The organism is Agrobacterium tumefaciens (assembly GCF_005221325.1).
Lineage (GTDB): Bacteria > Pseudomonadota > Alphaproteobacteria > Rhizobiales > Rhizobiaceae > Agrobacterium.
This window is the reverse complement of record NZ_CP039889.1, coordinates 726,533-749,364: the sequence shown is the minus strand read 5'-3', so window position 1 is coordinate 749,364 and position 22,832 is coordinate 726,533. Positions and strand designations below refer to the sequence as shown.

Here is a 22,832-nt window from a genome sequence, read left to right as displayed (position 1 = left end):
ATGTCAGGCCTTCCCTGTTTTTTTGCCGAGATGCGTTTCGCGCAGGCGATTGATGCCGACGGCGGCGAGGATCATCGCGCCAAGCACGACCTGCACGAGGAACGGATCGATGGAAAACAACACGAGCGCCTGGGTGATGATGGCCACGATGACGACGCCGAGCAGGGTTGCCCCGACGCTGACATGGCCGCCGGCCAGCACGGCGCCGCCGATGACGGGGGCGGCAAAGGACAGGATGAGCCAGTCATCGCCGATGGAGGGCTGGCCGATCTGCAGCCGGGAGACGAGCAGAATGCCAGCGACCGACGCCAGAAGGCCGGAGATGCCGTGAGCCACGATCATCGTCGTGCGGACCGAAATGCCGGAAAGCTCCGCCGCATGGCTGTTGCCGCCAATCGCAAGGATGAAGCGGCCTATCGGTTGACGACGCAGCATGAACCACAGCGCCAGTGCGATGATGATGGTTGGTGCTGCGAGCCACGGAACAGGTCCGACAAGCAGCGCCGAGCCGAAGGCCTTCACCGATTCCGGCACGCCGTAGAATGGCTCCGCCCGCGTGATGCCGAGGTTGATGCCCTTGTAGATCGACAGTGTCGCCAGCGTGATGACGAAAGCGGAAATGCCGGTGATGGCAATCAGCAGGCCGTTGAGCATGCCGCAGACAATGCCGATCAGCACCGCGGCAATGGCAGCCGCCGGTGCCGGAAGCCCCCAGACCTGCATCAGGCCCGCAAAGGAGATTGCCGCAAGGCCGCCGATGGCGCCGACGGAGAGGTTCATCTGGCCGATGGCGATGATGATCATCTGCGAAAAGGCGATGAGCGTATTGACTGCGATTGCCAGAAGCAGAATCTGAATATTGAAGGAAGACAGGAAGTTGGGGCTGAAGCCACGGATCAGCACAATTGCCAGCACCGTGACCAGCAGGGGGCCGAACCAGTCGGTTCTGGCAAGGCGCAGAAGGGTGTTGTCGGTTGTCATCGTCCAGTCCTCAAGCCAGATTACGCCGGGCGAGATAGCTTCGCCGCGCCTTGTCCATCAAAACCGCCAGCAACAGCAGCAGGCCAAGAAATGTCTGGACCCAGAATTCGCCGAGCTGGAGCAGCAGCAGGCCGCTGGTCAGCATGGTGACCAAAAGTGCGCCGAGACAGGTGCCGAGCACCGAAACCTTGCCACCCTGCAACAGGGTGCCACCGAGGACGGGGCCTAGAAAGGCGGGCAAAAGCCAGTCCTGCCCGAGCTGGCCGGCCATGGATGGGATGGCGGCACCCGTGCGCGTCACCAGCATCAGGGCGGCAAGTGCGGCAAGCAGGCCCGACAGCATATGACAGGCAATGAAGATGCGGTCGATGCGAATACCGGATAATTCCGCCGCTTCCGGGCGTGCGCCTGCCGCCAGCATTTCGCGGCCGAGAACCGTGCGTCGGTAGAGAAAGGAAAGTGCAAGTGCGGTTGCGAGCGTGACGAGAAGCAGCGGCGAGAAATAGGTCGCGAGCTTCATCTTGCCGAAGGCGGCGAAGATCGGTGGCAGGCCGCGATAGGCCTCGGCCCGCGTCAGGAAGATCATCACCCCGAAAAAGATGCTCATGGTGGCGAGTGTGATGATGAAGCTGTGCAATCCCGTGCGGATGACAGTCCAGCCATTGATGAAACCGAGTGCTGCGCCCGTGGCGAGGCCGCCGAGGATTGCGAGCGGCCAGGGCACGCTCAGCACCTCGATCAGATAACCGCAGGCCATGGCCGCCGAGACGCCGATCGCTCCAACGGCGAGATTGAGGCCGCCGGTCACGATCACCGCCATCATCGACAGGCCGATCATGATGTTGATCGCAGCACTTCGGCCGAGCGTGAACAGGTTGAAAGGCGAAAGGAAGCCGCTGGCCGCCACGCCGAAAATGACGGCGAAGACGGCGATCAGCAGAATGAGGCCGAATTCATTGGTAAGGAAAAAACGGCTTTGCGAAAGGCTGGAACCCATTCGTTCGTCTGCCTCCTGCTCGCCTTTTGTGAGCAAACTATCGTTCACGGTCATGAAACTGTCCCGGCATTGGTTCGGCCCGAGGCAACCTTCGCGGTTCGCCTCGACGTTGCGCTGCCGCCGGAAGAGGGGCTTCCGGCGGCATTGGTGGCCGGGCGTGGCCTTCAGCCGCCCGGAAACCGCAAAGGGCTCGCTTATTTGCAGCTAAGATACGTCGTATCGAAGTTTGCGAGCAGTTTTTTGGTCTCGGCGCGCATGGCGTCGATATAGTTGTCGACCTTGCCGGCATCGACATAGGCGGTGCCGGAATCGATGAACTTGGTCGTCAGCGCGTTCGACTTGAACGGTGCATCTTCCTTCACCTTGCAGCCGGCCTGCAATTTGCTCAGCGCGAAGGAGCCGATGTAACCCTGACCATAGGGGTTCTGCAGCATCGTGCCGTCAACGAAACCGTCCTTGATCGCCTTCAGCACCACTTCGTCGTGGTCGATGCCGACCATGTGGATTCGCTTGTCGCCGATCTTGCGCAGCGCGTTGGCGGCAACGACCGCCGGAACCCAGGCCGTTGTCACGATGCCGTCCACTTCGGAGGCGTGGGCGGCAAGGTAAGCGCTGATCTTTTCTTCCGCCGGTTCGGGCGCGTCAATGTCGGCAATGACCTGAACGACTTCAGCGCCGGCTTCATCTGCTGCCTTTTTAACGGCGTCGATACGAAGCTGGGTGTTTGGGTCAACAAGGAAGCCGGTGAAATGGGCGATGCGTTTTTTGCCCGTTCCCATCGCCTTGATGAGCTCCTTGGTGCCGAGATAGGCCGAATTGCCGGTGTCGGTGCCAAGGCAGAAAGCGGCGGGCGAAGGGTCCTTGAAGCAGCCGGCGCCGGCAATCACATTGGCGCCATTGCCGGTCAGTTCTTCGGCCGTGGAGACCGCGCCGACGGGATCGCCGGGGAAAATCAGGAAGCCGTTATAACCCTGGCTCAGAAGGCTTTCGAGAAGCTGGTTCTGCTGCGCCAGTTCCCATTTCTGCGGTACTTTATAATCCGCGCCCGCCAGACCGAAATCCTTGGCGGCGTCCTTGCCGGCCTGTTCCCAGGCGGCGAAATAGGGGTGCGGACCACCCGGCACGAGGGCGATCTTGCTTGGATCCGCGGCCTGCGCAACACCGCAGGCTCCAGCGCCGATGATTGCGGCAGCGACGAGGCTGCGCATGAAATGCGTCATGTTTTTCTCCTCCATGAAACGGTCTGCCTCTGCAAAAAGCGACTGGAAACCTCCCTCAATCGCTCTTTCTCCCAACAGCCGGCTTGCGTAAGCACTGCGGACCCTAGTATACTTGTATCCAAGTAGCAATGAGATTTTCACGACGGCCTTTCAAGGGGAGCGCTCATGACGAAAAACACCAGTGCCGGCTTTGCCGGACGCGGCGGCCATCAGGAGGCCTCAGGCCCGGGAATCGAAAGCGTGGAGCTCGTGGTCAATCGCTATGGCTCCGTGGCCGATCAGGTTCACGCGGCGCTGCGCGAAGCGATTGTCGAGGTCCGCCTCGCGCCCGGTGCGCCGATCAGCGAGAACTCCATCTGCCGTCAGTTTTCCGTGTCACGCACGCCGGTGCGCGCGGCCATCCAGCGCCTGTCGGAAGAAGGGCTTGTGGATGTCTATCCGCAACTCGGCAGCTTTGTTGCACCGATCAGGCTCGGTGAAATTCAGGACAGCCATTTTATCCGCCGTTCGCTCGAAGTGGCGCTGCTACGCGAGGTCGCGCCGCGATGGACGAAAGAGATGAGCCGGACAATGCGGGATGTCATCGCCGAGCAGGAAAGGGTCATCGCCGCCAATGACGCCAACGGCTTTTTCCATGCCGACGAGGCGTTTCACCGGTTGCTCGGCACGTTTTCCGGCCGCGAGGGCGTCTGGCAGGCAATCCTTGCCGCCAAGGTGACGCTTTCGCGGTTCCATCGTTATTGGGCGAAACCCGAGCGCCTGCCCGCCGTGATCGAGGAGCACCTGGCGGTCGTCGACGCCCTCGACCGGGGCGATGCCGACGGCGCGGAAAAGGCTCTGGTGACACATCTGGATATGGTTTTCGTGATCTACGAACAGCTGCCCGAAGAAGAGCGCAAGCATTTGTCCATTTGATAATGGACGTGGAGGAGACAGAATGGAACTGAAACACAAGACCGCGCTCGTGACGGGCGCGTGCGGCGGCATCGGCCGCGCCGTGGTTATGGCGCTGGTGGCGCAAGGGGCAAGGGTGATCGCCTTCGATCGCGATATCGAGGCTGTGACGGCACTCGCGGAGGGCTTTGGCGGTGCCTGCGATCCCATCGCCGTCGATCTGGGTGATGCGGCGGCGCTGCAGGCCGTCATGAAGGATATTGCTGGCCGTTTCGAGGTCATCGACATTCTCGTCAACAATGCCGGTGTGCTTTCACCGCACAAACTGGCCGCGACCACGCTTGAAGAATGGCACAGGCTGATGGCCGTCAATCTCGATGCCGCCCTGCTGCTGACGCAGGCCGTCGTTCCCGCCATGAAGGAAAACCGCTGGGGGCGGCTGATCAACATCTCGTCTTATGCATGGAAGTCAGGCGGCCTGACGGCGGGCACGGCCTATTCGGTGTCGAAATCGGCAATGGTAGGCCTCACCTATTCCTCCGCTCGTGAACTCGCGCCCTTCGGCGTCACTGCCAATGCGGTAGCGCCGGCCTATGTGGTTTCGCCGATGATCATGGAGCAATTATCGGAAGAAGACCGTCAGCGACAGCTCGCAGCCATTCCCGTCGGACGCTTCTGCCAGCCGGAGGAAGTGGCGCATGCCGTGCGGTTCCTTGCCTCGCCGCTGTCCGGCTTTATGACCGGAACGGTCGTTGACATGAATGGCGGCCTGCAATTCGGCTGAGATACGGAGATAACAAACGTGACCAATCGTCTTTCTTCCCTTGCGCTCTCCCATCTGCCGCAAGACGTGCTTTTACCCGCCTATGACCGTAAAGCGGTTACACCGGGCATCGTCCATCTCGGCGTCGGCGCTTTTCACCGTGCTCATCAGGCCGTGTTCATCGATGATTGCCTCGCGCGCGGCGAAACGGGCTGGGGTATCGTCGCTGCCTCGCTGCGCAGCCCGGATACCCGTGATGCAATTGCGCCGCAGAACAATCTCTACACTTTCTGCCTGCGCGACGGCGAAAACGAGACGCTGCGGATCGTCGGCTCCATCCTCGAGACCATCGTTGCCCCGGAAGAGCCGGAACGGCTGCTGCAGGCCATGGCCGATCCGCGGGTCAGGATCGTCACTTTGACCGTCACGGAAAAAGGCTATCTCGCCGATCTGTCGGCGGCTGCGCTTCTTCGCGATCATCCCGATGTTGTTCATGATCTGGAACATCCGCAAAGGCCCCGTTCGGCGCTCGGTTTTCTGCTGGAAGCGACAAGGCGCCGGCGCGCCGCCGGGGCCGTGCCGCTGACGTTGCTCTCCTGCGATAATCTCCCGTCCAATGGCCGCATCCTGCACCGGCTTCTGGTGGAGATGGCTGGTCTGGCGGATAAGGACCTCGCTGCTTTCATTACGGAAAATCTCTCCTGCCCCTGTGTCATGGTGGACCGCATCGTGCCTGCGACCACCGCAACCGACCGCGAGCGGGTGGCGACGCGTCTCGGCTGCGAGGATGCCTGGCCGGTGATTGCGGAACCCTATTTCCGCTGGGTGATCGAGGATCGCTTTCCGCATGGCCGCCCCGGCATCGAGTTGTCGGGCGCCGAACTTGTCGATGATGTCGAGCCCTATGAGCATATGAAGCTCAGGATGCTGAACGGCGCCCACACGGCCATGGCTGCGATCGGGCAATGCAGCGGACTGGAGACGATCGCCGATATCTACGCCGATCCGCGGGTGCGCGGTTACATCGACCGTTACTGGCGGGAGGTCGGCTCGACCTTGAGCCCGGCCGTCAGCGGCCCGGACTATGTCGCCGGCCTGCGCCTGCGTTTTGCCAACCCGGCACTTCGCCACCGCGCCGCGCAGATCGCTTCGGACGCCTCACAGAAAGTGCCGCAACGCATTCTTGCACCGCTGGCGGAACTGCGTGCCGCAGGCGCGCCTGATGCGGCCGCCCTTTTTGCCGTCGCCATGTGGATACGATCCTGCGCGGTGCTGAACGAGCGGGGAGAGCCAATCACCATGGCCGATCCGGCTTTTGCGGAATGGGGCACTCCCACTGGCAACGGCGAGGACACGGACGCAATCATCGACCGGTTTTTAACGTTCCGTCGCGTCTTCGGGCCTGAATGGCAGAACGACGGAGCATTCGTCACGACGCTTCGGGCCGCCTATCGCGATATCGTCCAATACGGCGCGCTCGGCGCCATCGAACGGCATTTTTCGGAGGAGTAGACTATGAAGGAAACCTGGCGCTGGTTCGGTGAATCGGACCCGATCACCCTTGAGCATGTGCGGCAGACGGGTGCGAGCGGCGTTGTGACGGCGCTGCACCAGATTCCCGACGGCACCGCGTGGCCGGCGGAAGAGATCGCCAAACGCAAGGCGATGATCGAGGCGGCCGGTCTGGAATGGAGTGTCTGCGAATCCATTCCGATGGAACAGTCCATCAAGCGCGGCGACGCCGATGCTTCGAAGGCGATCGCGCGCTGGAAGGATACGCTCGTCCGTCTCGGCCGCGCCGGCGTTCCCGTCGTTTGCTATAATTTCATGCCTGTCGTGGACTGGACGCGCACGAATCTGCGCTGGCAGGCGCGCAACACCGGATTGGCGCTGCGCTTCGAAATGGCGGATTTCGTCGCCTATGACGTCTTCATCCTGAAGCGTGCCCGTGCGGCCGAAAATTACGATCCCGCACTGGTGGCGCGGGCTGAAGCGCGTTTCGCGAAAATGAGCGAAGAGGAGCAGTCGCTTCTGGAGCGCAACATCATCGCCGGTCTGCCGGGCGGCGCGCTGGTGCAGACGCGCCAATCCATCGCCGCGCTGATTGCTTCATTCGATGGTATCGACAGCGCGACCATGCAGGGCAATCTTCTCGCCTTTCTGCGGGAGGTCGTGCCGGTGGCGGAAGAGGTGGGCGTGCATCTCGGCATCCACCCGGATGATCCGCCATTCTCCCTGTTCGGCCTGCCGCGCGTGGTCTCAACACCTGCCGATATCCGCGCCATCCTGTCGGCCGTTGAAAGCCCGAACAACGGCATCACCCTCTGCACCGGCTCCTACGGTGCCCGCAGCGATAATGATCTCGTGGCAATGGCACAGGAATTCGCATCCCGCATCAATTTCGCCCATCTGCGCAATGTCACCGTCGAAGCAGATGGTTCTTTCTTCGAGGACGATCATCTGGATGGCGGAACCGACATGATCGGCGTCATCGAGGCGCTGTTGCGCGAGGAGCGGGCCGCCGCCCGGGCCGGCCGAAGGACCGATATTCCGATGCGGCCGGACCACGGCCATCTGCTGGGCGACGACATCACCAAAAAGACCAACCCCGGATATTCCTATATCGGCCGCATGAAGGGTCTGGGCGAACTCCGTGGTGTCATCCGAACCGTCGAGCGCCAGCTGCGGCGCGAGGAGGCTGCCGCATGAAGACCCGCAAACTTGGACGCACAGGACTGTCGCTGAGCGAGCTTTCCTTCGGCGCAGCCGGTATCGGCAATCTCTATCGCAGTGTCAGCCGCGAGGATGCGATGGCGACGCTGCAGACCACCTGGGACGCCGGTATCCGCTACTTCGATACCGCGCCCTATTACGGGCAGGGCCTTTCGGAGCGCCGTATCGGGGATTTCCTCCAGACGAAACCGCGTGATGCATTCGTGCTGTCCACCAAGGTCGGGCGGATCCTGAAGCCGGCTGAAGAGGGTGTCACACCGGATTACGGTTTCGTCGAAGCGCTACCTTTCGTGGTGGAATACGACTACAGCTATGATGGCATCATGCGCTCGCACGAGCAGAGCCTTGCCCGGCTTGGCCTCGGCTCCGTGGATATTCTCTATGTCCACGATCTGGAGGTGACCACTCTGGGAGAGGAAGCCTATCGCCATCATTTCGGGATATTCACCGAAAGCGGCATCGAGGCGCTGCACGAATTGAAGGCGAAAGGCAAGATCGGCGCGTTCGGCCTCGGCGTGAACGAGGTTCCGGCCTGCCTGAACCTGATGGAAATCGACGAAATCGACTGCATCCTTCTGGCGGGCCGCTATACGCTGCTCGACCGTTCGGCGGCAGCACGGCTGCTTGGGCGTTGTGCGGAAACCGGCACGTCGCTCATCATCGGCGGTGTCTTCAACTCGGGCATTCTTGCAACCGGGGCAAGGCCGGGTGCGACCTTCAATTACGTTGAGGCTGCACCTGAAGTCATGGAGCGGGTGCGCGCCATGGAGGCCCACGCCGCCAGCCACGGCGTGGCACTTGCGGCCGCGGCATTGCATTTTCCGCTGCAAAACGCCGATGTCGCCAGCGTGCTGATCGGCACGGCGAAACCGGACAGTCTCCGGCGCAATCTATCCATTTTCGAAACAGCCGTGCCGGACGCCGCCTGGGCGGGTTTTGACGCGCTCGCTCTTGAAGATTGACCGAGGACAGGGAGGAGGACGCCATGGACCTGATTGATACCCACCAGCATCTGATCTTGCGGGGCAAACTCGGTTATGCCTGGACGCGCGGGGAGCCGAGCCTTGCAGGAAGCTTCACCCGGGCGGATTATGCGGCCCTTGTCGAGGGCAGCGGCGTCATCGGCACGATCTTCATGGAGAGTGGGGTCGACGACGGCGATTATCGGGCGGAGGCCCGTCTTATCGCTGGCATGGTTGGGGAGGGCGCCTTGCCGATGTTCGGCCAGATCGCCAGCTGCCGGCCGGAGACGGACCGGGGTTTCGACGCCTGGCTGGAGGAGTGTCGCCGCCTCAACGTGGTCGGCTTCCGGCGTATCCTGCAAGTCATGCCCGACGATACCAGCCGTGCGGAAAACTACCGGCGGAACGTGCGCAAGATCGGAAGGGCCGGATGGTCGGTCGATCTGTGCTTTCACTCCCGCCAGCTCGCCATTGCCGCCGAGCTCGTCCGGGCCTGCCCCGACGTCCGCTTCATGCTCGACCATTGCGGCACGCCTGACATCGCCGGGAACGATTTTCCCGGCTGGAGCGAGCGCATGACCGATCTGGCCAGCCTGCCCAATCTCTCCGTCAAGCTCTCCGGTGTCACCGCCTATTGTGCGCCGGGGAAAGCGACGCTGGAAAGCGTGAGGCCTTATGTGGAAACCGTATTGAACCTGTTCGGCCCGGCAAGAATGGTCTGGGGCGGCGACTGGCCGGTGGTCGATCTCGGCTCCGGCTTGCCGGAATGGATCGCCATGACGAGGGAGTTTCTGTCGGCGCTTTCGCCGGATGAGCAGGCATCGATCGGTCACGGAAATGCCAGACGATTTTATCTGGCGGCGTAGGGCGATGCCCGACCGTGGATGGCCTAGATCATGCCCATAATGTCATGCAAATCATTAGAGGTGGTGCGGGTGGTCGGGCTCGAACCGACACTCCTTTCGGAACCGGATTTTGAGTCCGGCGCGTCTACCAATTCCACCACACCCGCATTTCGCTGCCGATTGTGATTCAGGTCACTGAGGCAATGCCACGGCGTCTATCACGGGCGAGACCGTGCGTGCAAGCCCAAAAGCGGGAAATTTGCCAGGCGAAACGGTATGGATGTGCGCTGCGAGATAGGGCGAAATAACGGCCGTTCTCCGAAAGAAATTCGGCAGAATTGCCGCGAGGCGGGCGCTTCAATCGGCCGCATCCGTTCCAAAACGATACACCCAGGATTGAATCATTCCGATAATTTTAGATATCTCTAATAAATTAGTATATACGCAATTACTAATTGAAACTATAATCCTGAGGTGGAGTTTCCACGCGGGGCGGGAGTAGCCAAACTCATAGGGAGGAAATTATGAGGGCTCTTTCTCGCAATTTGTTACTGTCTGCCTGCCTGATCTTGCCGGTCAATGCCCATGCACTGGATATCGGGATCGGTGGAGAGAATGGGGTTAATGCCAGCGTGGGTGGTAACGGTAGCGGTGGTCTCGGGGTCGACGCTTCCGTTGGCGGTAGCGGCGGTGTCAATGCCAGCGCGGATGTCGGCGGCCGGAGCGGCGGCGGGCTGGGCGCGGATGTCAACGCTTCGGTCGGTGGCAGCAATGGGGTCAATGCGGATGTCAACGCATCCGTTGGTGGTTCCAGCGGGGTCAATGCCGGCGTGAATGCCTCCGTTGGCGGCTCCAACGGAGTCAACGCCAATGTCGGAGCCAATGTCGGCGGATCACGCGGTCTGGGCGTTGATGTCGGACTTGGCATTGGCGGTTCTCGTTCGCCGGGCAATCCCGGCAATCCTAACAATCCTAACAATCCTGGCAATCCAAACAATCCGCAAAATCCCGGCAACGTATCGCCCGGCGCCATGCGCAATGCCATACAGGCCTATAACGACATGTCACGGACCGAGCAGATCAAACTCGCGCGTCGCTGTGTCGATATTCTGGGTGGCGGATATGATGCAGCCCTGACGCAATTGTGCAAGATGATCCGGACGGCCTCGCGCTGAAACCGGCCTCATTTGCCGACCATATCCGAAGGGCGCCCCGGCGTCCTTCGGATCAGTTGCCCTTGCGTCCGAAGGACAGGATCTTTTGCCGCAGGCTGCGGGCGAGGTTGCGGGTGTTGCGGTACATGTCCACCTGCGTGGAAACCTGCCGCACGTCGCGGTCGCTGTTCTGGGTCAGGCCGACGACCAGGGTGCCCATTTCCTGTCGTTCCTGCCAGAAGCGGCTCATAATCGGATGATCTGGCACCGCGCAGCTGTCGCTGCGCAGAATATTGGCGTCGTCCAGATGCCAGTCTGTCAGTTTCTGCACCAGCAGCTTGCCGGGCGAATATTGCGAATAGTTTTCGTCGAAGGCGGTTTTCCACGTATAGGCTTCGCCGGCCGTGATGAAGACCACCATGGATGCGATGGCGCTGCCATTGAGATCGATGGTGTGGATACGAACGGCATCGGCTTCGGCCAGGTTGGTGATCGCCTCACGGGCGAAGGCGGCGCGATACCGGTCGTTGACCAGCGCGGTGCGTTTGCGGCCCTTCCAGCCACTCGCCTCCAGCGCCAGAAATTCCTCCATGCGGTAGCGCACATCCTTCGGCTGGCGGGTCACGCTGTAGGAGAGGGACCCAAGCTTTTCGAGCTGACGCCACTGCCTGCTCATTTCGCGCAGGTGGTGTGGCGCAAGGGCGTTGCGCAGATAGGCCCTGCCATCAAGGAGACTTTCCAGCATCGGACGGTGATAATTGCTCGTTGTCGTCACCGGCAGGTTGCGGCTGAGCGCGATGGCCCTGAACATGCGCGCAAACGGCCCTTCCAGCCGCACATCCGGCAGGACAAGAACATTCGGCAGACGCATGTTCGGGTCGGAAAGGGCGTCGAAGAGATTATCGAGGGTTTCAGCCGCCCCTTCGGTATCGACCAGCGGCGTGCCGAGCGGCCCGAACGGATTTGCCCAGACGCGAATGATGGAAGGACCGATGGAAAAACCCGGCTTTTCCACGGTAAAGGGCATCAGAAAGCGCATGCGGCTTCTGGCGCCGTTCTCGTCGCGAATGAGGGCGAAGCGCACGGACTTGTCTTCGATGCGCGGCATAGCGGGCGCGAGAAGCCGCCCGGTGAAGAAGACATTCGCCTCCATGACGCGGTTGGACAGGAAGTCGAGTTCTTCCTGCATGTCGTAACCGAGCTGACCCGGATAGATGCAGAATTCCCGGCCATCGCGTCCAACGCGCCGGCTGCTGTCTGCCGCGGGACGATCACGCTCCGCAGACGCCATCAGCGCCGCGATGCGCGGGTCCTGAAAATCCGGATTCTTTGGATCGCTGGACATGCTTATCGTTACACCGCCTTCCCAGTGTCTTGACCCGCCCGGGGATCGTTGAAGGCAAAAAGGACGATCCCGAGTGTGCGGCGAATGGCAATATGCAATAGCACAGCTTCTATGCACATGGCTATTGCCACCGCCGCCGCGGCCCCTGCCAGACCATAGACCGGAATGAGCGCCATGTTGAGTGCAATGTTGCAACCGAAGATGATTATATAAAGCACAACGCAAAGTTTTTGTTTGCCGGCCATATTCAGCAGGGTTTCTCCCGGGCCGATCATCGCTTTGGCGAGGAAACCGGCAAAAAGGAAGAACATCAGCTGGTAACCCTGGACGAAGCCCGGGCCGAACAGCGAGAGCAGAAACGGGCCGGCCAGAAGCACCACGCTACCAACGGCGAGCGATGGCCAGAAAGCCCAGCGTGCGGCCTGGCCGGCGAAAGCCGCAAGCCCCTGGCGATCATTGGCCGACATCAGGGCGGCGAGGCGTGGTGCAGCGGCCGCCTGCACGGAGAAAAAAACGAATTGCATCAGCACGATGGTTTTTGCCGCGGCAAAATAGATGCCGACCTGATCGGGTGCCAGGTAGAGGCCGACAATCACCACATCGGAATTGGTCATCAGGAAACCGATGCCATCGATCAGGAACATCGGGAAGGCGAACCTTATCCAGTGACGGAAATGAACCCTGCGGGCAGCACTGCGAAAATGCTGGTTGAGCCGGCGGTTCATGAAGGCGAAGTGGAAAAGCGTGGTGACATAGGTGGCAAGGAGGGCCATCAGCATGGCGGTCGTTGCGGTCTTTGCCGCGCCGAAACCGATGGCGGTCAGCATGAACAGCAGGATCAGTACTGGACGGACGATATAGGTGGGGCTGAGCGCGGAGACGGCCCAGCCATTGGCACGCGCGGTGCCGTTCAGTACATCGCCCAACGCCACCATCGGCAGGGTGAAAAGTGCGAGCGCAACCGGGATGAGATAATAGGAAGCGATGCGCTCGCCGAAGAAATACAGGAAAACGAAACCGAAAATTGCAAGCGCGCTGGCGGCAAGCATCGCGAAGATGCGGGCTGTCGACGTCAGCCCCATGATTTTGTCATGGGCCTCCTCCAGACGGTAGCCGGGTAAAAATCGGATCACGGTCGTATGAAAACCGAGACAGGAAAGGTTGCCGAACAGGATCACCAGAACCCAGACAAAGGCAAAGAGGCCATATTCGAATTCACCCATCAGGCGGGCAAGGATGATCTGGGAAATGAAGGCGATGCCGGCGCTGACGATGCGCACCGCAAAGGCGACGAGCGCCATGCGTTGCGCGCGCGAAACCTCATCTCTTCCGGAAAGAAGGACGGCGACTTTCGCTCCCAGCGGCGCAAGCTTTGCGCGCAGGCCTGCGGGTAAGGCTTTTTCCGCCGTGTTGAGGATAGCCATGATCCACACGCCATCATTTCCAGTTGAATAGGCAGTTCGACTGTAGATGCTTATCCTTAACGAAGGGTTTGGGAGGCCCCGGCCTGTGTGCCGATATCGTCCACCCCGCGTGGCCTGCGGATGCCGTTGAGCAGGAAAAGCGCGAGCGGGCTCCGGCGTATCGCCTGATGCAGCATATAGGCCGTTACCGTGGTGGCTGTGACGATGATCGCGAATTCCAGGATCGGCGGCAGTGCTATCAGGATGAAGAGGATGCCAAAGGTGTAAATCAGCGGATGATGAAACAGATATATGGTGAAGGACGCATCCGTCATGCGTCTCGCAAGTGCGCTCGGCCTGTCGAAATAGCGGCAGGCAAGGTCGATCAACAGGCGGCTCGCCGCCACCGCCGCAATGGCAGAAACCAGCACCAGCAGGGCCGAAGTCGAAAAGGGATGTTGCAGGCGCAATGTCACCGCCGCGCCAACACTGCCCAAAGCGACGATACCGGTGAGAAGACCTGTCTGGCGGAATTGGTGAAAAAGAGCGCGATTACGGTGCAGCAGCGCGCCGATCAGGAAAAAGGGCAGGTAGCGGGCATAGGGATCGGAGGCACGCTCATAAAGAAGGAAAAGCCTGCTTCCGCTGCTTGCCGCCAGCAGGCCGGAACCATAGATCATCAACTCCCACAGAACCGGGAGGGCGCAGAGTGATGCGAAAAACAGGGTGGTGTGCCGCTGCTGCAGCCTGTCGAACCAGTTTCGGACACGGGTAAATGGCGGGTGTTCCGCCAGAAACAGGAGAGCTGCCAGCAGGACCGAATAGGCAATGAGGGCCGGCAGGAACCACAGATGCATGATCCACTGTTCGCTCGGGCGCAGCAAGCCGGGCAGGCTCTCCAGCAGATGGTCGACAGGAATATCGCCTTTGGCGACACCGGCAAGCTGCAGCAGGAACAACTGCAATGGTCCGAGGAGAAGCAGGGCCACGGTGAAGGGCAGGCCGAGGCGCAGGAAACGCTGCCTCAGCCAGCGCATCTTGCCCTTCTTGCCGATGACCATGGTGGAGAAATATCCCGCCACCAGAAAAAATGCCGGCATGCGGAAGGTGACGAGTGCTGCACCGAGTGCACTCAGAAGCGGGCTGGTCTCGAAATCCTTGATGTCCCAGGGTAGAACGTGGCTGTAGAGCAGGGAGGCGTGATAGGGGATGCCGAGCAGCATCAGGAGCGCCCTGAGAGGGTCCCAGTAATGCTCATAGTCTGACTTGCCCGGTTGCATTTTTCCCCCGCGCCGAAAACGCGATCCCGCGTGCTCCGTGACGACCAACACGACTATTGGTGGAAAATGCTAATAAACTCTTCACGCACCGGAGGGTGTGGGTGGAGCTTTTTTCTTGGGCAGAAGGTCGAGCACCAGCGCGCAGCCGAAAATGATGATGCCAGCGCCGAAGAGCTGGGGAAGCGAAAGCGGCTCATCGAGCACCAGGGCGCCGACGAGGACGGCCACCACGGTCACGGCGAATTCGACGCTGATCGCCTTGGTCGCGCCGATCGAGGAGACCAGCTTGAAATAGGTGATGTAGGTCAGGCCGCTCATGACGACTGCCTGTATCAGAAGATAACCGTAATCGACGAGATCAGGCGTTCCGGGCAAGGGCACCGCGAAAAGAAGCGGCAGGGTCATCAGGCCGCCTGTCAGGAAGGAACCGATGGTGATTTCCCAGGATCCAACCCCTTTGAGGTGCAGGCTCGCAAAATTGCTGCCATAGGCGGCGCAGATGCAGGCGGCGACAGCGGCAGCACAGCCGATGATAAAGCCTGAAGTGACGGGAACAGCGGGAAAACCGACGAGCAGAACGATGCCGGCAAAGCCGATGACGAGACCGGCAATGCCCTGCCGCGTCAGACGTTCCAGACCCCAAATCTGCGAGATGAGCATCGAAAAAAGCGGAATCGTCGCCACCAATATTGCTGCCATCGCAGTGCCGATCTGAGGCGTCGCGTAGGACAGACCAATCAGTTGCCCGGCAACCGTCGTTGCGCCGACGATTGCGAAAGCGCGCCAGCTGGCGGAAAAGGCCAGCTTCCGGCGTGCCGCCCGCGCAATGAGAAAAAGGGCGACAGCGGTTATGATCGAGCGAAGCGTGACTGCGCCGATCCAGCCGAAGGCCGCAACGACATGGAGAAGCAGCAGGAAAGATACGCCCCACGTAATCGCGAGAAAAATATAGGCGGCAAGATCGCGAGGGGCCATGAAAGCAGTTTCCGCAAGATGATCCGGCTCCCATATGGAAAGTGCCGATACCAGTCAACACCCCGACCGGCAGCAACTATCCGGCGAAAACAAAATCGCCCGTAACCTGCGTTACGGGCGACCGATTTCTGGCATAAAGTCTTGGCCTTTTACGCCTGTTCGTAAACGCCGTGGCAGTGCTTGTATTTCTTGCCGGAACCACAGGGGCACATTTCATTGCGCCCGATACGGCCCCAGGTGGCGGGATTGTTCGGATCGCGTTCCTCGGCTGGCACTAAAGCGGCCGGAATGCCCTGTGACATCTCGTCCTCACCGGTGACGGGGTCGAGATGATGGGCGGTCATCTCAGGCAGTTCAGGCTGCTGCGGTTCCTGCTGCACCAGTTCCACGCGCATCAGCTGGGCCGTAACGGCCTCGCGCAGATTGGTGAGCAGCGACTGGAACAGTTCGAAGGCTTCCGCCTTGTATTCCTGCAGCGGATCGCGCTGAGCGTAACCACGGAAACCGACGACAGAGCGCAGATGGTCGAGATTGACGATGTGTTCGCGCCACAGATGGTCGATCGTCTGGAGAATGACCGAGCGTTCAACATAGGTCATGATTTCGGGGCCGAAACGTTCGGCGCGTTCGGCGGCGTATTTGTCGGCCGCTTCGGTGACACGCTGAAGAATGTCGTCCTCGGCAATGCCTTCTTCCTTCGCCCATTCCTCCACCGGCAGGTCGAGGTTCAGGAACTGCTCGATGCCCGCCTTCAGGCCGGCGATATCCCACTGTTCGGCATAGGCATTTTCAGGAATATGCTTGGTGACGAGCGCTTCGATGACCTCGTGGCGCATGTCGGCGGCGGTTTCACCGATATTGTCGGCTTCCATCAGCTCAAGACGCTGATCGAAGATGACCTTGCGCTGGTCGTTCAATACGTCGTCATATTTCAGAAGGTTCTTGCGGGTCTCGAAGTTGCGGGCTTCGACCTTCTTCTGGGCGCGTTCCAGCGCCTTGTTGATCCACGGATGGACGATGGCTTCGCCGTCCTTAAGGCCGAGCTTCTGCAGCATCGAGTCCATGCGCTCGGAGCCGAAGATGCGCATCAGGTCATCCTGAAGCGACAGGTAGAATTTCGAGCGGCCCGGGTCGCCCTGACGGCCGGAACGGCCGCGCAGCTGGTTGTCGATACGGCGGCTTTCATGGCGTTCGGTGGCGATGACGTAGAGACCGCCGGCGGCGAGCGCCTTTTCCTTCAAGACCTTGATCTCGGCGCGGATAGCCTCTTCTTTCGCATCAAGCTCGGGACCCGGCTCCATGCCTTCCAGTTCGCGCTCGAGGCGCATATCGACGTTGCCGCCGAGCTGGATGTCGGTGCCGCGGCCGGCCATGTTGGTGGCGATGGTGACAGCGCCGGGAACACCGGCCTGCGAAACGATATAGGCTTCCTGCTCGTGGTAACGGGCGTTCAGAACCTGGAAATCGGTAAAGCCGGACTGGCGCAGCATATGGGCCAGAAGCTCGGATTTTTCGATGGATGTCGTGCCGACCAGAACCGGCTGGCCACGCTCATGCGCCGCCTTGATCTCGGTGATGATGGCGAGGAACTTCTCTTCGCCGGTACGGTAGACCTCGTCGTCCTCGTCGATACGCTGGATCGGCAGGTTGGTCGGCACTTCGATGACGTCGAGGCCGTAGATGTTGCCGAATTCTTCCGCTTCCGTCGATGCCGTACCGGTCATGCCGGCCAGCTTTTCATACATGCGGAAATAGTTCTGGAAGGTGACGGAGGACAGCGTCTGGTTTTCGGGCTGGATCTGCACCTTTTCCTTGGCTTCGAGAGCCTGGTGCTGGCCTTCCGAATAACGACGGCCCGGCATCATGCGGCCGGTGAATTCGTCGATGATGACGATTTCATCGTTGCGGACGATGTAGTCCTTGTCGCGGGTGAAGAGTTTGTGGGCCTTCAGGGCATTGTTGATGTGGTGAACGATGGCGACATTTTCGATGTCGTAGAGCGATTCGCCCTTCAGCAGACCCGCCTGCCGTAGCAGGTTTTCGAGCTTTTCGGTGCCGTCTTCGGAGAAGTTGGCAGAGCGCTGCTTTTCATCGATTTCGTAGTCTTCCGGCGATAGAAGCGGAATGAAGGCGTCGATGGTGTTGTAGAGGTCGGAACGGTCGTCCAGCGGGCCGGAAATAATGAGTGGCGTGCGCGCTTCATCGACGAGGATCGAGTCGACTTCGTCGACGATCGCGTAATTGTGGCTGCGCTGCACCATCTGGGCGCGGTCGTATTTCATGTTGTCGCGCAGATAATCGAAACCGAGTTCGTTATTCGTCGCGTAGGTGATGTCGCAGGCATAGGCCTCGCGGCGCTGGTCGTCGTCCAGGCCGTGGACGATAACGCCTGTCGTCAGCCCGAGGAAGCCGTAGAGCCTGCTCATCGTGGCCGCGTCGCGCTTGGCGAGATAGTCGTTGACGGTGACGACATGCACGCCCTTGCCGGCCAGCGCGTTGAGGTAGACCGCAAGGGTCGCCACCAGTGTCTTGCCTTCACCCGTCTTCATTTCGGCGATGGCGCCGCCATGAAGAATCATGGCGCCGGTCAGCTGCACGTCGAAGGGCCGCATGTGCAGAACGCGGCGTGACGCCTCGCGGGCGACGGCGAAAGCCGGGATCAGCAGATCGTCCAGCGTCTTGCCATCCGCAAGCTGCTGGCGGAATTCCGCCGTCTTTGCCGCCAACGCCTCATCGGACAAAGCCTTGGTGGCCTCTTCCAGCGCATTGATGGCTGCGATCTTGCTTTTATAGGAGCGGACGCGGCGTTCATTTGCCGAACCGAACAACTTGCGGGCTATTCCGCCGAGACTGACCATCTTACTGGCCCTTTCTGAAATTCCGTTTTCGCGGGCGCTTTTCTCCGTCACGTTGATTTCAGCAACAAATGACGGACTTCGCCCTTCAACGTATCTGGACGCGAGGTTGCGTGACAGATAAGAGGGGGGGCAAATGATGTCAACGGTTCTGCCCGTTACAGAATGGCCACAATCCGGTGTTTGGAAGTTTTTTCAGAGCCGGAAACCATGTCTGGAGCCGGCATTGTCCCCGAAAGGTTCAAAATGTTGCGCTATAATAAAATTGCGGCTGCGGTGATTGTGGCCACGCTCGGCCTCCAGCTTCCGGCTTTTGCACAGGAAGACAAGGTTGTCGCCAAGGTCGGCGATCTGGAAATCCACCAGTCCGAACTCGACCTCGCCATGGGTAACCTCGATCCGCAGCTCGCGCAGCTTCCCGATGAACAGAAGAAGGTCGCAGCCTTGTCCGGCGCGATCGACGTCAAGCTCCTCGTGAAGAATGCCGACGCCGAAGGTCTGGAAAAGACTGAAGATTTCAAGAAGCGCATGGAATTCATCAAGGACCGTGAGCTGCACAACGCTTACTTCCGCAAGCATGTGGTCGATGCCGTCACCGCTGACGAAGTGAAGGCGCGCTACGACAAGGAAGTCGCAGCCCTGCCGCAGGAAGAGGAAATCAAGGCCGCCCACATCCTCGTCGCCAGCGAGGATGAAGCCAAGGACATCGTCAAGCAGCTTGATTCGGGCAAGGATTTCGCCGCACTCGCCAAGGAAAAGTCGACCGATTCCAACAAGGATGACGGCGGCGATCTCGGCTGGTTCGGCAAGGGCCGCATGGTGCCGGAATTCGAAGAAGCCGCTTTCGGTCTCGAAAAGGGCGCCTACACCAAGACGCCTATCAAGACCCAGTTCGGCTTCCACGTCATCAAGCTGGAAGACAAGCGCATCGCGCCGCCGCCGGCTTTCGAGCAGGTTGAGCCGCAGGTTCGTCAGCTTGTCATGCGTGACAAATACGTTGCCCTCATCGAGAAGGCAAAGGCTGAGCAGAAGATCGAAATCATGGATGAGACGCTGAAGAAGGGCTACGACGAAGCCACGAAGGAACAGCAGGCTCAGCCGCAGCAGTAAAAAAATCAAGGTCACGGGGCGGCTATGGGCCGCCCCGTTTCATCTCAGTCTTTCCCAGACCCTCCTTTCCAGAATTTCAGGCGCTTCCCATGTCCGTTGCCGTTTCTCCGCTCGCTCCGAAATCCTATCCCGATATGCCCGCGCTGCGCGGTGTTCGCATGGCGACGGCCGCCGCCGGCATCAAGTACAAGAACCGCACCGATGTTCTCCTGATGGTGTTCGACAAGCCGGCAAGTGTCGCTGGCGTCTTCACCAAATCGAAATGCCCCTCGGCCCCCGTTGATTTCTGCCGCGCCAATCTCGGCGGCGGCGCGGCGCGTGCCGTGGTGGTCAATTCCGGCAATGCTAATGCCTTTACCGGCCTCAAGGGTAAGGCCGCGACCGAACTGACGGCGAAATCCGCCGCCGCTGCCGTTGGCTGCTCCGAAGGCGAAGTCTTCCTGGCATCAACAGGCGTGATTGGCGAGCCGCTGGACGCCTCGAAATTTGCCGGCGTTCTCGGCGATATGAACGTCAGGGCGGAAGCCGATTTCTGGCAGGAAGCCGCCAAGGCGATCATGACGACCGACACCTATCCCAAGGTCGCCACACGCACCGCCGAGATCGGCGGCGTGATCGTCACGATCAACGGCATTTCCAAGGGTGCCGGCATGATCGCGCCCGATATGGCGACGATGCTCTCCTTCGTGGTGACGGATGCCGATATCGAACCCGCCGCGCTGCAATCCCTGCTTTCGGCCGGCGTTGGCCCGACCTTCAATTCCGTGACGGTTGATAGCGACACCTCCACTTCCGATACGCTGATGCTGTTTGCCACGGGTGCGGCGGCAGAAGACGGTCAGGTGAAGGTGACGAGCGCCGATGACGAGCGCCTGTCCTCCTTCCGCGCCGCGCTCAACGATCTCCTGAAGGATCTGGCGTTGCAGGTTGTTCGCGATGGCGAAGGCGCGCGCAAGATGGTGGAAGTCACCGTCACAGGTGCGGAAAACGATGCCGCCGCCAAGAAGATTGCCCTTTCCATCGCCAATTCGCCGCTGGTGAAGACCGCCGTTGCCGGCGAAGACGCCAATTGGGGTCGTGTCGTCATGGCCGTCGGCAAATCCGGTGAAATGGCCGACCGCGACCGCCTCGCCATCTGGTTCGGTGGCGTGCGCGTGGCCGTCAATGGCGAACGCGATCCGGATTATTCGGAAGCGGAGACCACCGCCGTGATGCGGCTGGAAGACATTCCGGTGAAGGTCGATATCGGCCTCGGTCAGGGTACGGCCACGGTCTGGACCTGCGACCTGACCAAGGAATATGTTGCGATCAACGGCGACTACCGGAGCTGACCGTTGGAGCCGAAGAGAATGCAGGATAACAAAGCCGTCAATCTGCCGCTGGTTCGCCGTCTGGAAGCCGTCAGCTTCCGGGCATGGCCTGCCTCGTCGGTGATTTATGACGGCAGCTGGCAAATCCGCCTGACGGGTTCGCATCCCTCCAAGCGCATCAACTGCGTGGTGCCGCTCGATCCCTCCGATTACGGCAACTGCGCGGTGCGGCTGGAAAAGGCACGCAAGCGTTTCGAGGATTTCGGCCGGCCGCTGGTGGTGCGCGAAACGACGCTGATGCCGCCGCAACTCGTGGATTTTCTGACTGGTGATGGCTGGTCCGTCTTCGAAGAGGTCAAGGTCATGACGGCCGATCTCTCCAGCATGGAACTGCCGGAAACGCTGGTCAGCCTGCCGAGCCACGATATCGGTCGTTTTGTCGAAGCAAGCATCAAGGTCAGCGATGGCGATCCGGCGCTGCGCCCGGCAATCGCGGAAATCGTCAGTTCCATCAAGCCGACGCTCGGGCTCTTCATCAACGAGGAAGTGGAGGGCAACCCGCTCGCCACCATGATCTGCGTGCAGGATAACGATCTTGCCGGCGTCATCTCGCTTGATGTCGAAAAGTCGCAGCGTAAAAAGGGACTGGGCACGCAGGTTCTGTCGTCGGCACTGCGCTGGGCGAGAATCAGCGGCGCCAAAACCGCCTGGCTTCAGGTGGTCTCCACCAATGCGCCGGCGATCGCGCTTTATGAAAAATTCGGTTTCTCCGAGGCTTATCGTTATCGCTACTGGCAAAAGGGGACCGGCGAATGAGCGAGGCGGGCAAAAAGATCCTGCTGGTCGCCGCCTGCGCGCTTCTCGATCAGGATGGGCGCATTCTTCTGGCGCAGCGGCCGGAAGGCAAGTCGCTTGCGGGGCTGTGGGAATTTCCCGGCGGCAAGGTGGAGCAGGGCGAGACCCCGGAAGAAACCCTTGTCCGCGAACTGGACGAGGAGCTGGGGGTCAAAACCAAGGTCGCCTGTCTCGCGCCGCTGACTTTTGCCAGCCATACCTACGAGACCTTTCACCTTCTGATGCCGCTTTACGTGTGCCGCCGTTATGAAGGCATCGCCCATGGCCGGGAAGGACAGGCGCTGAAATGGGTCAAACCCCAGGCGCTGCGCGATTATCCCATGCCGCCGGCCGATGAGCCGCTCATCCCCTTCCTTCAGGATTTGCTGTAGAATCGAGAGGGTCTCTGAGGCCCTTCAGCCTCATCCCGTCACAGCTTCGTGAAAACCCCCTTCCTTCCCCGTTTTGCCGTGCCAAAACGGGGCTTCGTTAAGAGATCGTTCAGCACCCTCTGGCAGATTGTTAAGCTAAAGAAGCGGTAAACTGCGCGAGACGAGGTTGGTCATGAACGAGGATTTCTGGAAGACGGTGGAAGGTCGTCATCTGTATTCCAACAAATCCCGTCGCACCGGCGTGCTCAATGTGGCACTGCTGTTCGGCACGGCTGTTATCGCGCTCTCGCTGATCATCACCCCCATGCTCGCCGGAAAATCCCCCACGCGTGTGGCGCAGTTCCCCGACAATTACGACATGATCAGCACCGGCTCCATCAAGAAGACAGATGTGGGCAAGACCTATTCCATCCGCCGTAGCGTCACACAGCCGATGCCGGAGATGCCGTGCGTGGTCACGGGTTACAGCAACGAGGGCGGTTGCTGATCATTTACCATCAACGGTAACGGATTCCTCATGTCGCTGACCTAGGATGGTGCTGAATTTCAACAGGGCATGTGCCGGTTGTCGAACGCACCGGATGGTGGATGGGGAATATCCTGTGCTGCATTTTTTTATCAATTTTTGCAAAAGTGAAAGCGGTGCAACAGCTGTTGAATACGGGCTTATAGTGGGCGTGATTTCCGCAGCGCTTATCGCCGGCCTCGGCAACATCAGCAGCGGTATCAATACCGTTTTTCAGTTCATCGTCGATGCTTTTCCCACGGGTTGAAAGCCC

21 protein-coding genes and 1 tRNA gene are annotated in these 22,832 nt (G+C 60.3%); 13 read left to right on the top strand and 9 right to left on the bottom strand.

All coding sequences use genetic code 11. The features are described 5' to 3' along the window. Nucleotides 1–3 precede the first annotated feature (3 nt). The 3 genes from CFBP5499_RS18350 to CFBP5499_RS18340 form a co-directional block, all read right to left on the bottom strand. Nucleotides 4–981 carry an ABC transporter permease gene (locus tag CFBP5499_RS18350; protein WP_080829509.1) on the bottom strand — a complete coding sequence of 326 codons (978 nt, stop codon included), beginning with the start codon at nt 979–981 and terminating at the stop codon, nt 4–6. 10 nt (nt 982–991) lie between these two features. Further along, complete coding sequence (locus CFBP5499_RS18345) at nt 992–2,032, bottom strand: ABC transporter permease (protein WP_080829510.1); 1,041 nt, start codon at nt 2,030–2,032, stop codon at nt 992–994. 140 nt (nt 2,033–2,172) lie between these two features. After that, complete coding sequence (locus CFBP5499_RS18340; protein ID WP_080829511.1) at nt 2,173–3,213, bottom strand: sugar ABC transporter substrate-binding protein; 1,041 nt, start codon at nt 3,211–3,213, stop codon at nt 2,173–2,175. Between the two features lie 150 nt (nt 3,214–3,363). Here CFBP5499_RS18340 and CFBP5499_RS18335 point away from each other — a divergent pair, with 150 nt between their 5' ends. Genes CFBP5499_RS18335 through CFBP5499_RS18310 form a run of 6 tightly spaced genes read left to right on the top strand, consistent with a single transcriptional unit; the run spans nt 3,364 to nt 9,416 of the window. Continuing rightward, the gene (locus CFBP5499_RS18335) at nt 3,364–4,113 is read left to right on the top strand and encodes a GntR family transcriptional regulator (protein ID WP_080829512.1); all 750 of its coding nucleotides are present in this window, start codon (nt 3,364–3,366) and stop codon (nt 4,111–4,113) included. 22 nt (nt 4,114–4,135) lie between these two features. Next, on the top strand, nt 4,136–4,876 hold the full coding sequence (locus tag CFBP5499_RS18330) for an SDR family NAD(P)-dependent oxidoreductase (protein ID WP_080829513.1): 741 nt from the start codon (nt 4,136–4,138) through the stop codon (nt 4,874–4,876). An 18-nt stretch (nt 4,877–4,894) separates the two neighbouring features. Next, nucleotides 4,895–6,367, top strand: a complete 1,473-nt coding sequence (locus CFBP5499_RS18325; RefSeq protein ID WP_080829514.1) for a mannitol dehydrogenase family protein — start codon at nt 4,895–4,897, stop codon at nt 6,365–6,367. A gap of 3 nt (nt 6,368–6,370) precedes the next feature. Further along, the gene (uxuA, locus tag CFBP5499_RS18320) at nt 6,371–7,564 is read left to right on the top strand and encodes a mannonate dehydratase (protein WP_080829515.1); all 1,194 of its coding nucleotides are present in this window, start codon (nt 6,371–6,373) and stop codon (nt 7,562–7,564) included. Beyond that, a complete protein-coding gene (locus CFBP5499_RS18315) occupies nt 7,561–8,550 on the top strand; it encodes an aldo/keto reductase (RefSeq protein ID WP_080829516.1) in 990 nt (329 codons plus the stop codon). The genes uxuA and CFBP5499_RS18315 overlap by 4 nt, the downstream gene beginning before the upstream one ends. A gap of 23 nt (nt 8,551–8,573) precedes the next feature. Continuing rightward, nucleotides 8,574–9,416, top strand: coding sequence for an amidohydrolase family protein (locus CFBP5499_RS18310; protein ID WP_080829517.1), 843 nt, complete (start codon nt 8,574–8,576; stop codon nt 9,414–9,416). Between the two features lie 61 nt (nt 9,417–9,477). Here CFBP5499_RS18310 and CFBP5499_RS18305 read toward each other — a convergent pair. After that, a tRNA-Leu gene (locus CFBP5499_RS18305) sits at nt 9,478–9,562 on the bottom strand. 357 nt (nt 9,563–9,919) lie between these two features. Here CFBP5499_RS18305 and uppQ point away from each other — a divergent pair. After that, nucleotides 9,920–10,570 (top strand): polysaccharide biosynthesis GNAT family N-acetyltransferase UppQ, encoded by a 651-nt coding sequence (gene uppQ / locus CFBP5499_RS18300; RefSeq protein WP_080829518.1) that lies wholly within the window; start codon nt 9,920–9,922, stop codon nt 10,568–10,570. Nucleotides 10,571–10,622: 52 nt separating this feature from the next. Here uppQ and CFBP5499_RS18295 read toward each other — a convergent pair whose 3' ends face one another. The 5 genes from CFBP5499_RS18295 to secA all read right to left on the bottom strand — a co-directional run bounded on the left by CFBP5499_RS18295 (nt 10,623) and on the right by secA (nt 18,410). Next, the gene (locus CFBP5499_RS18295) at nt 10,623–11,894 is read right to left on the bottom strand and encodes a GNAT family N-acetyltransferase (protein WP_080829519.1); all 1,272 of its coding nucleotides are present in this window, start codon (nt 11,892–11,894) and stop codon (nt 10,623–10,625) included. 8 nt (nt 11,895–11,902) lie between these two features. Next, nucleotides 11,903–13,318, bottom strand: a complete 1,416-nt coding sequence (uppV, locus tag CFBP5499_RS18290; RefSeq protein ID WP_080829520.1) for a Wzx-type polysaccharide biosynthesis protein UppV — start codon at nt 13,316–13,318, stop codon at nt 11,903–11,905. A gap of 56 nt (nt 13,319–13,374) precedes the next feature. Continuing rightward, the gene (mdoC, locus tag CFBP5499_RS18285; RefSeq protein ID WP_080829521.1) at nt 13,375–14,577 is read right to left on the bottom strand and encodes a glucans biosynthesis protein MdoC; all 1,203 of its coding nucleotides are present in this window, start codon (nt 14,575–14,577) and stop codon (nt 13,375–13,377) included. Nucleotides 14,578–14,658: 81 nt separating this feature from the next. Continuing rightward, nucleotides 14,659–15,552: a DMT family transporter gene (locus CFBP5499_RS18280; protein WP_080829522.1), complete on the bottom strand. Its 894-nt coding sequence runs from the start codon at nt 15,550–15,552 to the stop codon at nt 14,659–14,661. 149 nt (nt 15,553–15,701) lie between these two features. Continuing rightward, complete coding sequence (gene secA, locus CFBP5499_RS18275; protein WP_080830207.1) at nt 15,702–18,410, bottom strand: preprotein translocase subunit SecA; 2,709 nt, start codon at nt 18,408–18,410, stop codon at nt 15,702–15,704. 243 nt (nt 18,411–18,653) lie between these two features. Between secA and CFBP5499_RS18270 the strand changes: the two genes are divergently transcribed. The 6 genes from CFBP5499_RS18270 to CFBP5499_RS18245 all read left to right on the top strand — a co-directional run bounded on the left by CFBP5499_RS18270 (nt 18,654) and on the right by CFBP5499_RS18245 (nt 22,826). Continuing rightward, entirely contained in the window at nt 18,654–19,517 is an 864-nt protein-coding gene (locus CFBP5499_RS18270; RefSeq protein ID WP_080830208.1) for a peptidylprolyl isomerase, read from the top strand. An 89-nt stretch (nt 19,518–19,606) separates the two neighbouring features. After that, on the top strand, nt 19,607–20,848 hold the full coding sequence (gene argJ / locus CFBP5499_RS18265; RefSeq protein ID WP_080829523.1) for a bifunctional glutamate N-acetyltransferase/amino-acid acetyltransferase ArgJ: 1,242 nt from the start codon (nt 19,607–19,609) through the stop codon (nt 20,846–20,848). 18 nt (nt 20,849–20,866) lie between these two features. Then, nucleotides 20,867–21,643: a GNAT family N-acetyltransferase gene (locus CFBP5499_RS18260; protein WP_080829524.1), complete on the top strand. Its 777-nt coding sequence runs from the start codon at nt 20,867–20,869 to the stop codon at nt 21,641–21,643. Beyond that, on the top strand, nt 21,640–22,053 hold the full coding sequence (gene mutT / locus CFBP5499_RS18255; RefSeq protein ID WP_006315742.1) for an 8-oxo-dGTP diphosphatase MutT: 414 nt from the start codon (nt 21,640–21,642) through the stop codon (nt 22,051–22,053). Before CFBP5499_RS18260 ends, mutT begins: the two co-directional genes overlap by 4 nt. A 172-nt stretch (nt 22,054–22,225) precedes the next feature. Continuing rightward, nucleotides 22,226–22,540: a hypothetical protein gene (locus tag CFBP5499_RS18250; protein ID WP_080829525.1), complete on the top strand. Its 315-nt coding sequence runs from the start codon at nt 22,226–22,228 to the stop codon at nt 22,538–22,540. A gap of 94 nt (nt 22,541–22,634) precedes the next feature. Beyond that, a complete protein-coding gene (locus CFBP5499_RS18245) occupies nt 22,635–22,826 on the top strand; it encodes a Flp family type IVb pilin (protein ID WP_175416898.1) in 192 nt (63 codons plus the stop codon). Nucleotides 22,827–22,832 lie beyond the last annotated feature (6 nt).

Bases quoted from the DNA above. Each gene is read 5' to 3' on its own strand.
- uxuA (WP_080829515.1), top strand. From the start codon at position 6,371: ATGAAGGAAACCTGGCGCTGGTTCGGTGAATCGGACCCGATCACCCTT.
- mutT (WP_006315742.1), top strand. From the start codon at position 21,640: ATGAGCGAGGCGGGCAAAAAGATCCTGCTGGTCGCCGCCTGCGCGCTT.
- CFBP5499_RS18245 (WP_175416898.1), top strand. From the start codon at position 22,635: ATGGTGGATGGGGAATATCCTGTGCTGCATTTTTTTATCAATTTTTGC.
- CFBP5499_RS18330 (WP_080829513.1), top strand. From the start codon at position 4,136: ATGGAACTGAAACACAAGACCGCGCTCGTGACGGGCGCGTGCGGCGGC.
- secA (WP_080830207.1), bottom strand. From the start codon at position 18,410: ATGGTCAGTCTCGGCGGAATAGCCCGCAAGTTGTTCGGTTCGGCAAAT.
- CFBP5499_RS18350 (WP_080829509.1), bottom strand. From the start codon at position 981: ATGACAACCGACAACACCCTTCTGCGCCTTGCCAGAACCGACTGGTTC.
- CFBP5499_RS18250 (WP_080829525.1), top strand. From the start codon at position 22,226: ATGAACGAGGATTTCTGGAAGACGGTGGAAGGTCGTCATCTGTATTCC.
- CFBP5499_RS18295 (WP_080829519.1), bottom strand. From the start codon at position 11,894: ATGTCCAGCGATCCAAAGAATCCGGATTTTCAGGACCCGCGCATCGCG.
- CFBP5499_RS18345 (WP_080829510.1), bottom strand. From the start codon at position 2,032: ATGACCGTGAACGATAGTTTGCTCACAAAAGGCGAGCAGGAGGCAGAC.
- CFBP5499_RS18315 (WP_080829516.1), top strand. From the start codon at position 7,561: ATGAAGACCCGCAAACTTGGACGCACAGGACTGTCGCTGAGCGAGCTT.
- CFBP5499_RS18270 (WP_080830208.1), top strand. From the start codon at position 18,654: ATGTTGCGCTATAATAAAATTGCGGCTGCGGTGATTGTGGCCACGCTC.
- uppV (WP_080829520.1), bottom strand. From the start codon at position 13,318: ATGGCTATCCTCAACACGGCGGAAAAAGCCTTACCCGCAGGCCTGCGC.
- uppQ (WP_080829518.1), top strand. From the start codon at position 9,920: ATGAGGGCTCTTTCTCGCAATTTGTTACTGTCTGCCTGCCTGATCTTG.
- CFBP5499_RS18260 (WP_080829524.1), top strand. From the start codon at position 20,867: ATGCAGGATAACAAAGCCGTCAATCTGCCGCTGGTTCGCCGTCTGGAA.
- CFBP5499_RS18280 (WP_080829522.1), bottom strand. From the start codon at position 15,552: ATGGCCCCTCGCGATCTTGCCGCCTATATTTTTCTCGCGATTACGTGG.
- mdoC (WP_080829521.1), bottom strand. From the start codon at position 14,577: ATGCAACCGGGCAAGTCAGACTATGAGCATTACTGGGACCCTCTCAGG.
- argJ (WP_080829523.1), top strand. From the start codon at position 19,607: ATGTCCGTTGCCGTTTCTCCGCTCGCTCCGAAATCCTATCCCGATATG.
- CFBP5499_RS18310 (WP_080829517.1), top strand. From the start codon at position 8,574: ATGGACCTGATTGATACCCACCAGCATCTGATCTTGCGGGGCAAACTC.
- CFBP5499_RS18340 (WP_080829511.1), bottom strand. From the start codon at position 3,213: ATGGAGGAGAAAAACATGACGCATTTCATGCGCAGCCTCGTCGCTGCC.
- CFBP5499_RS18335 (WP_080829512.1), top strand. From the start codon at position 3,364: ATGACGAAAAACACCAGTGCCGGCTTTGCCGGACGCGGCGGCCATCAG.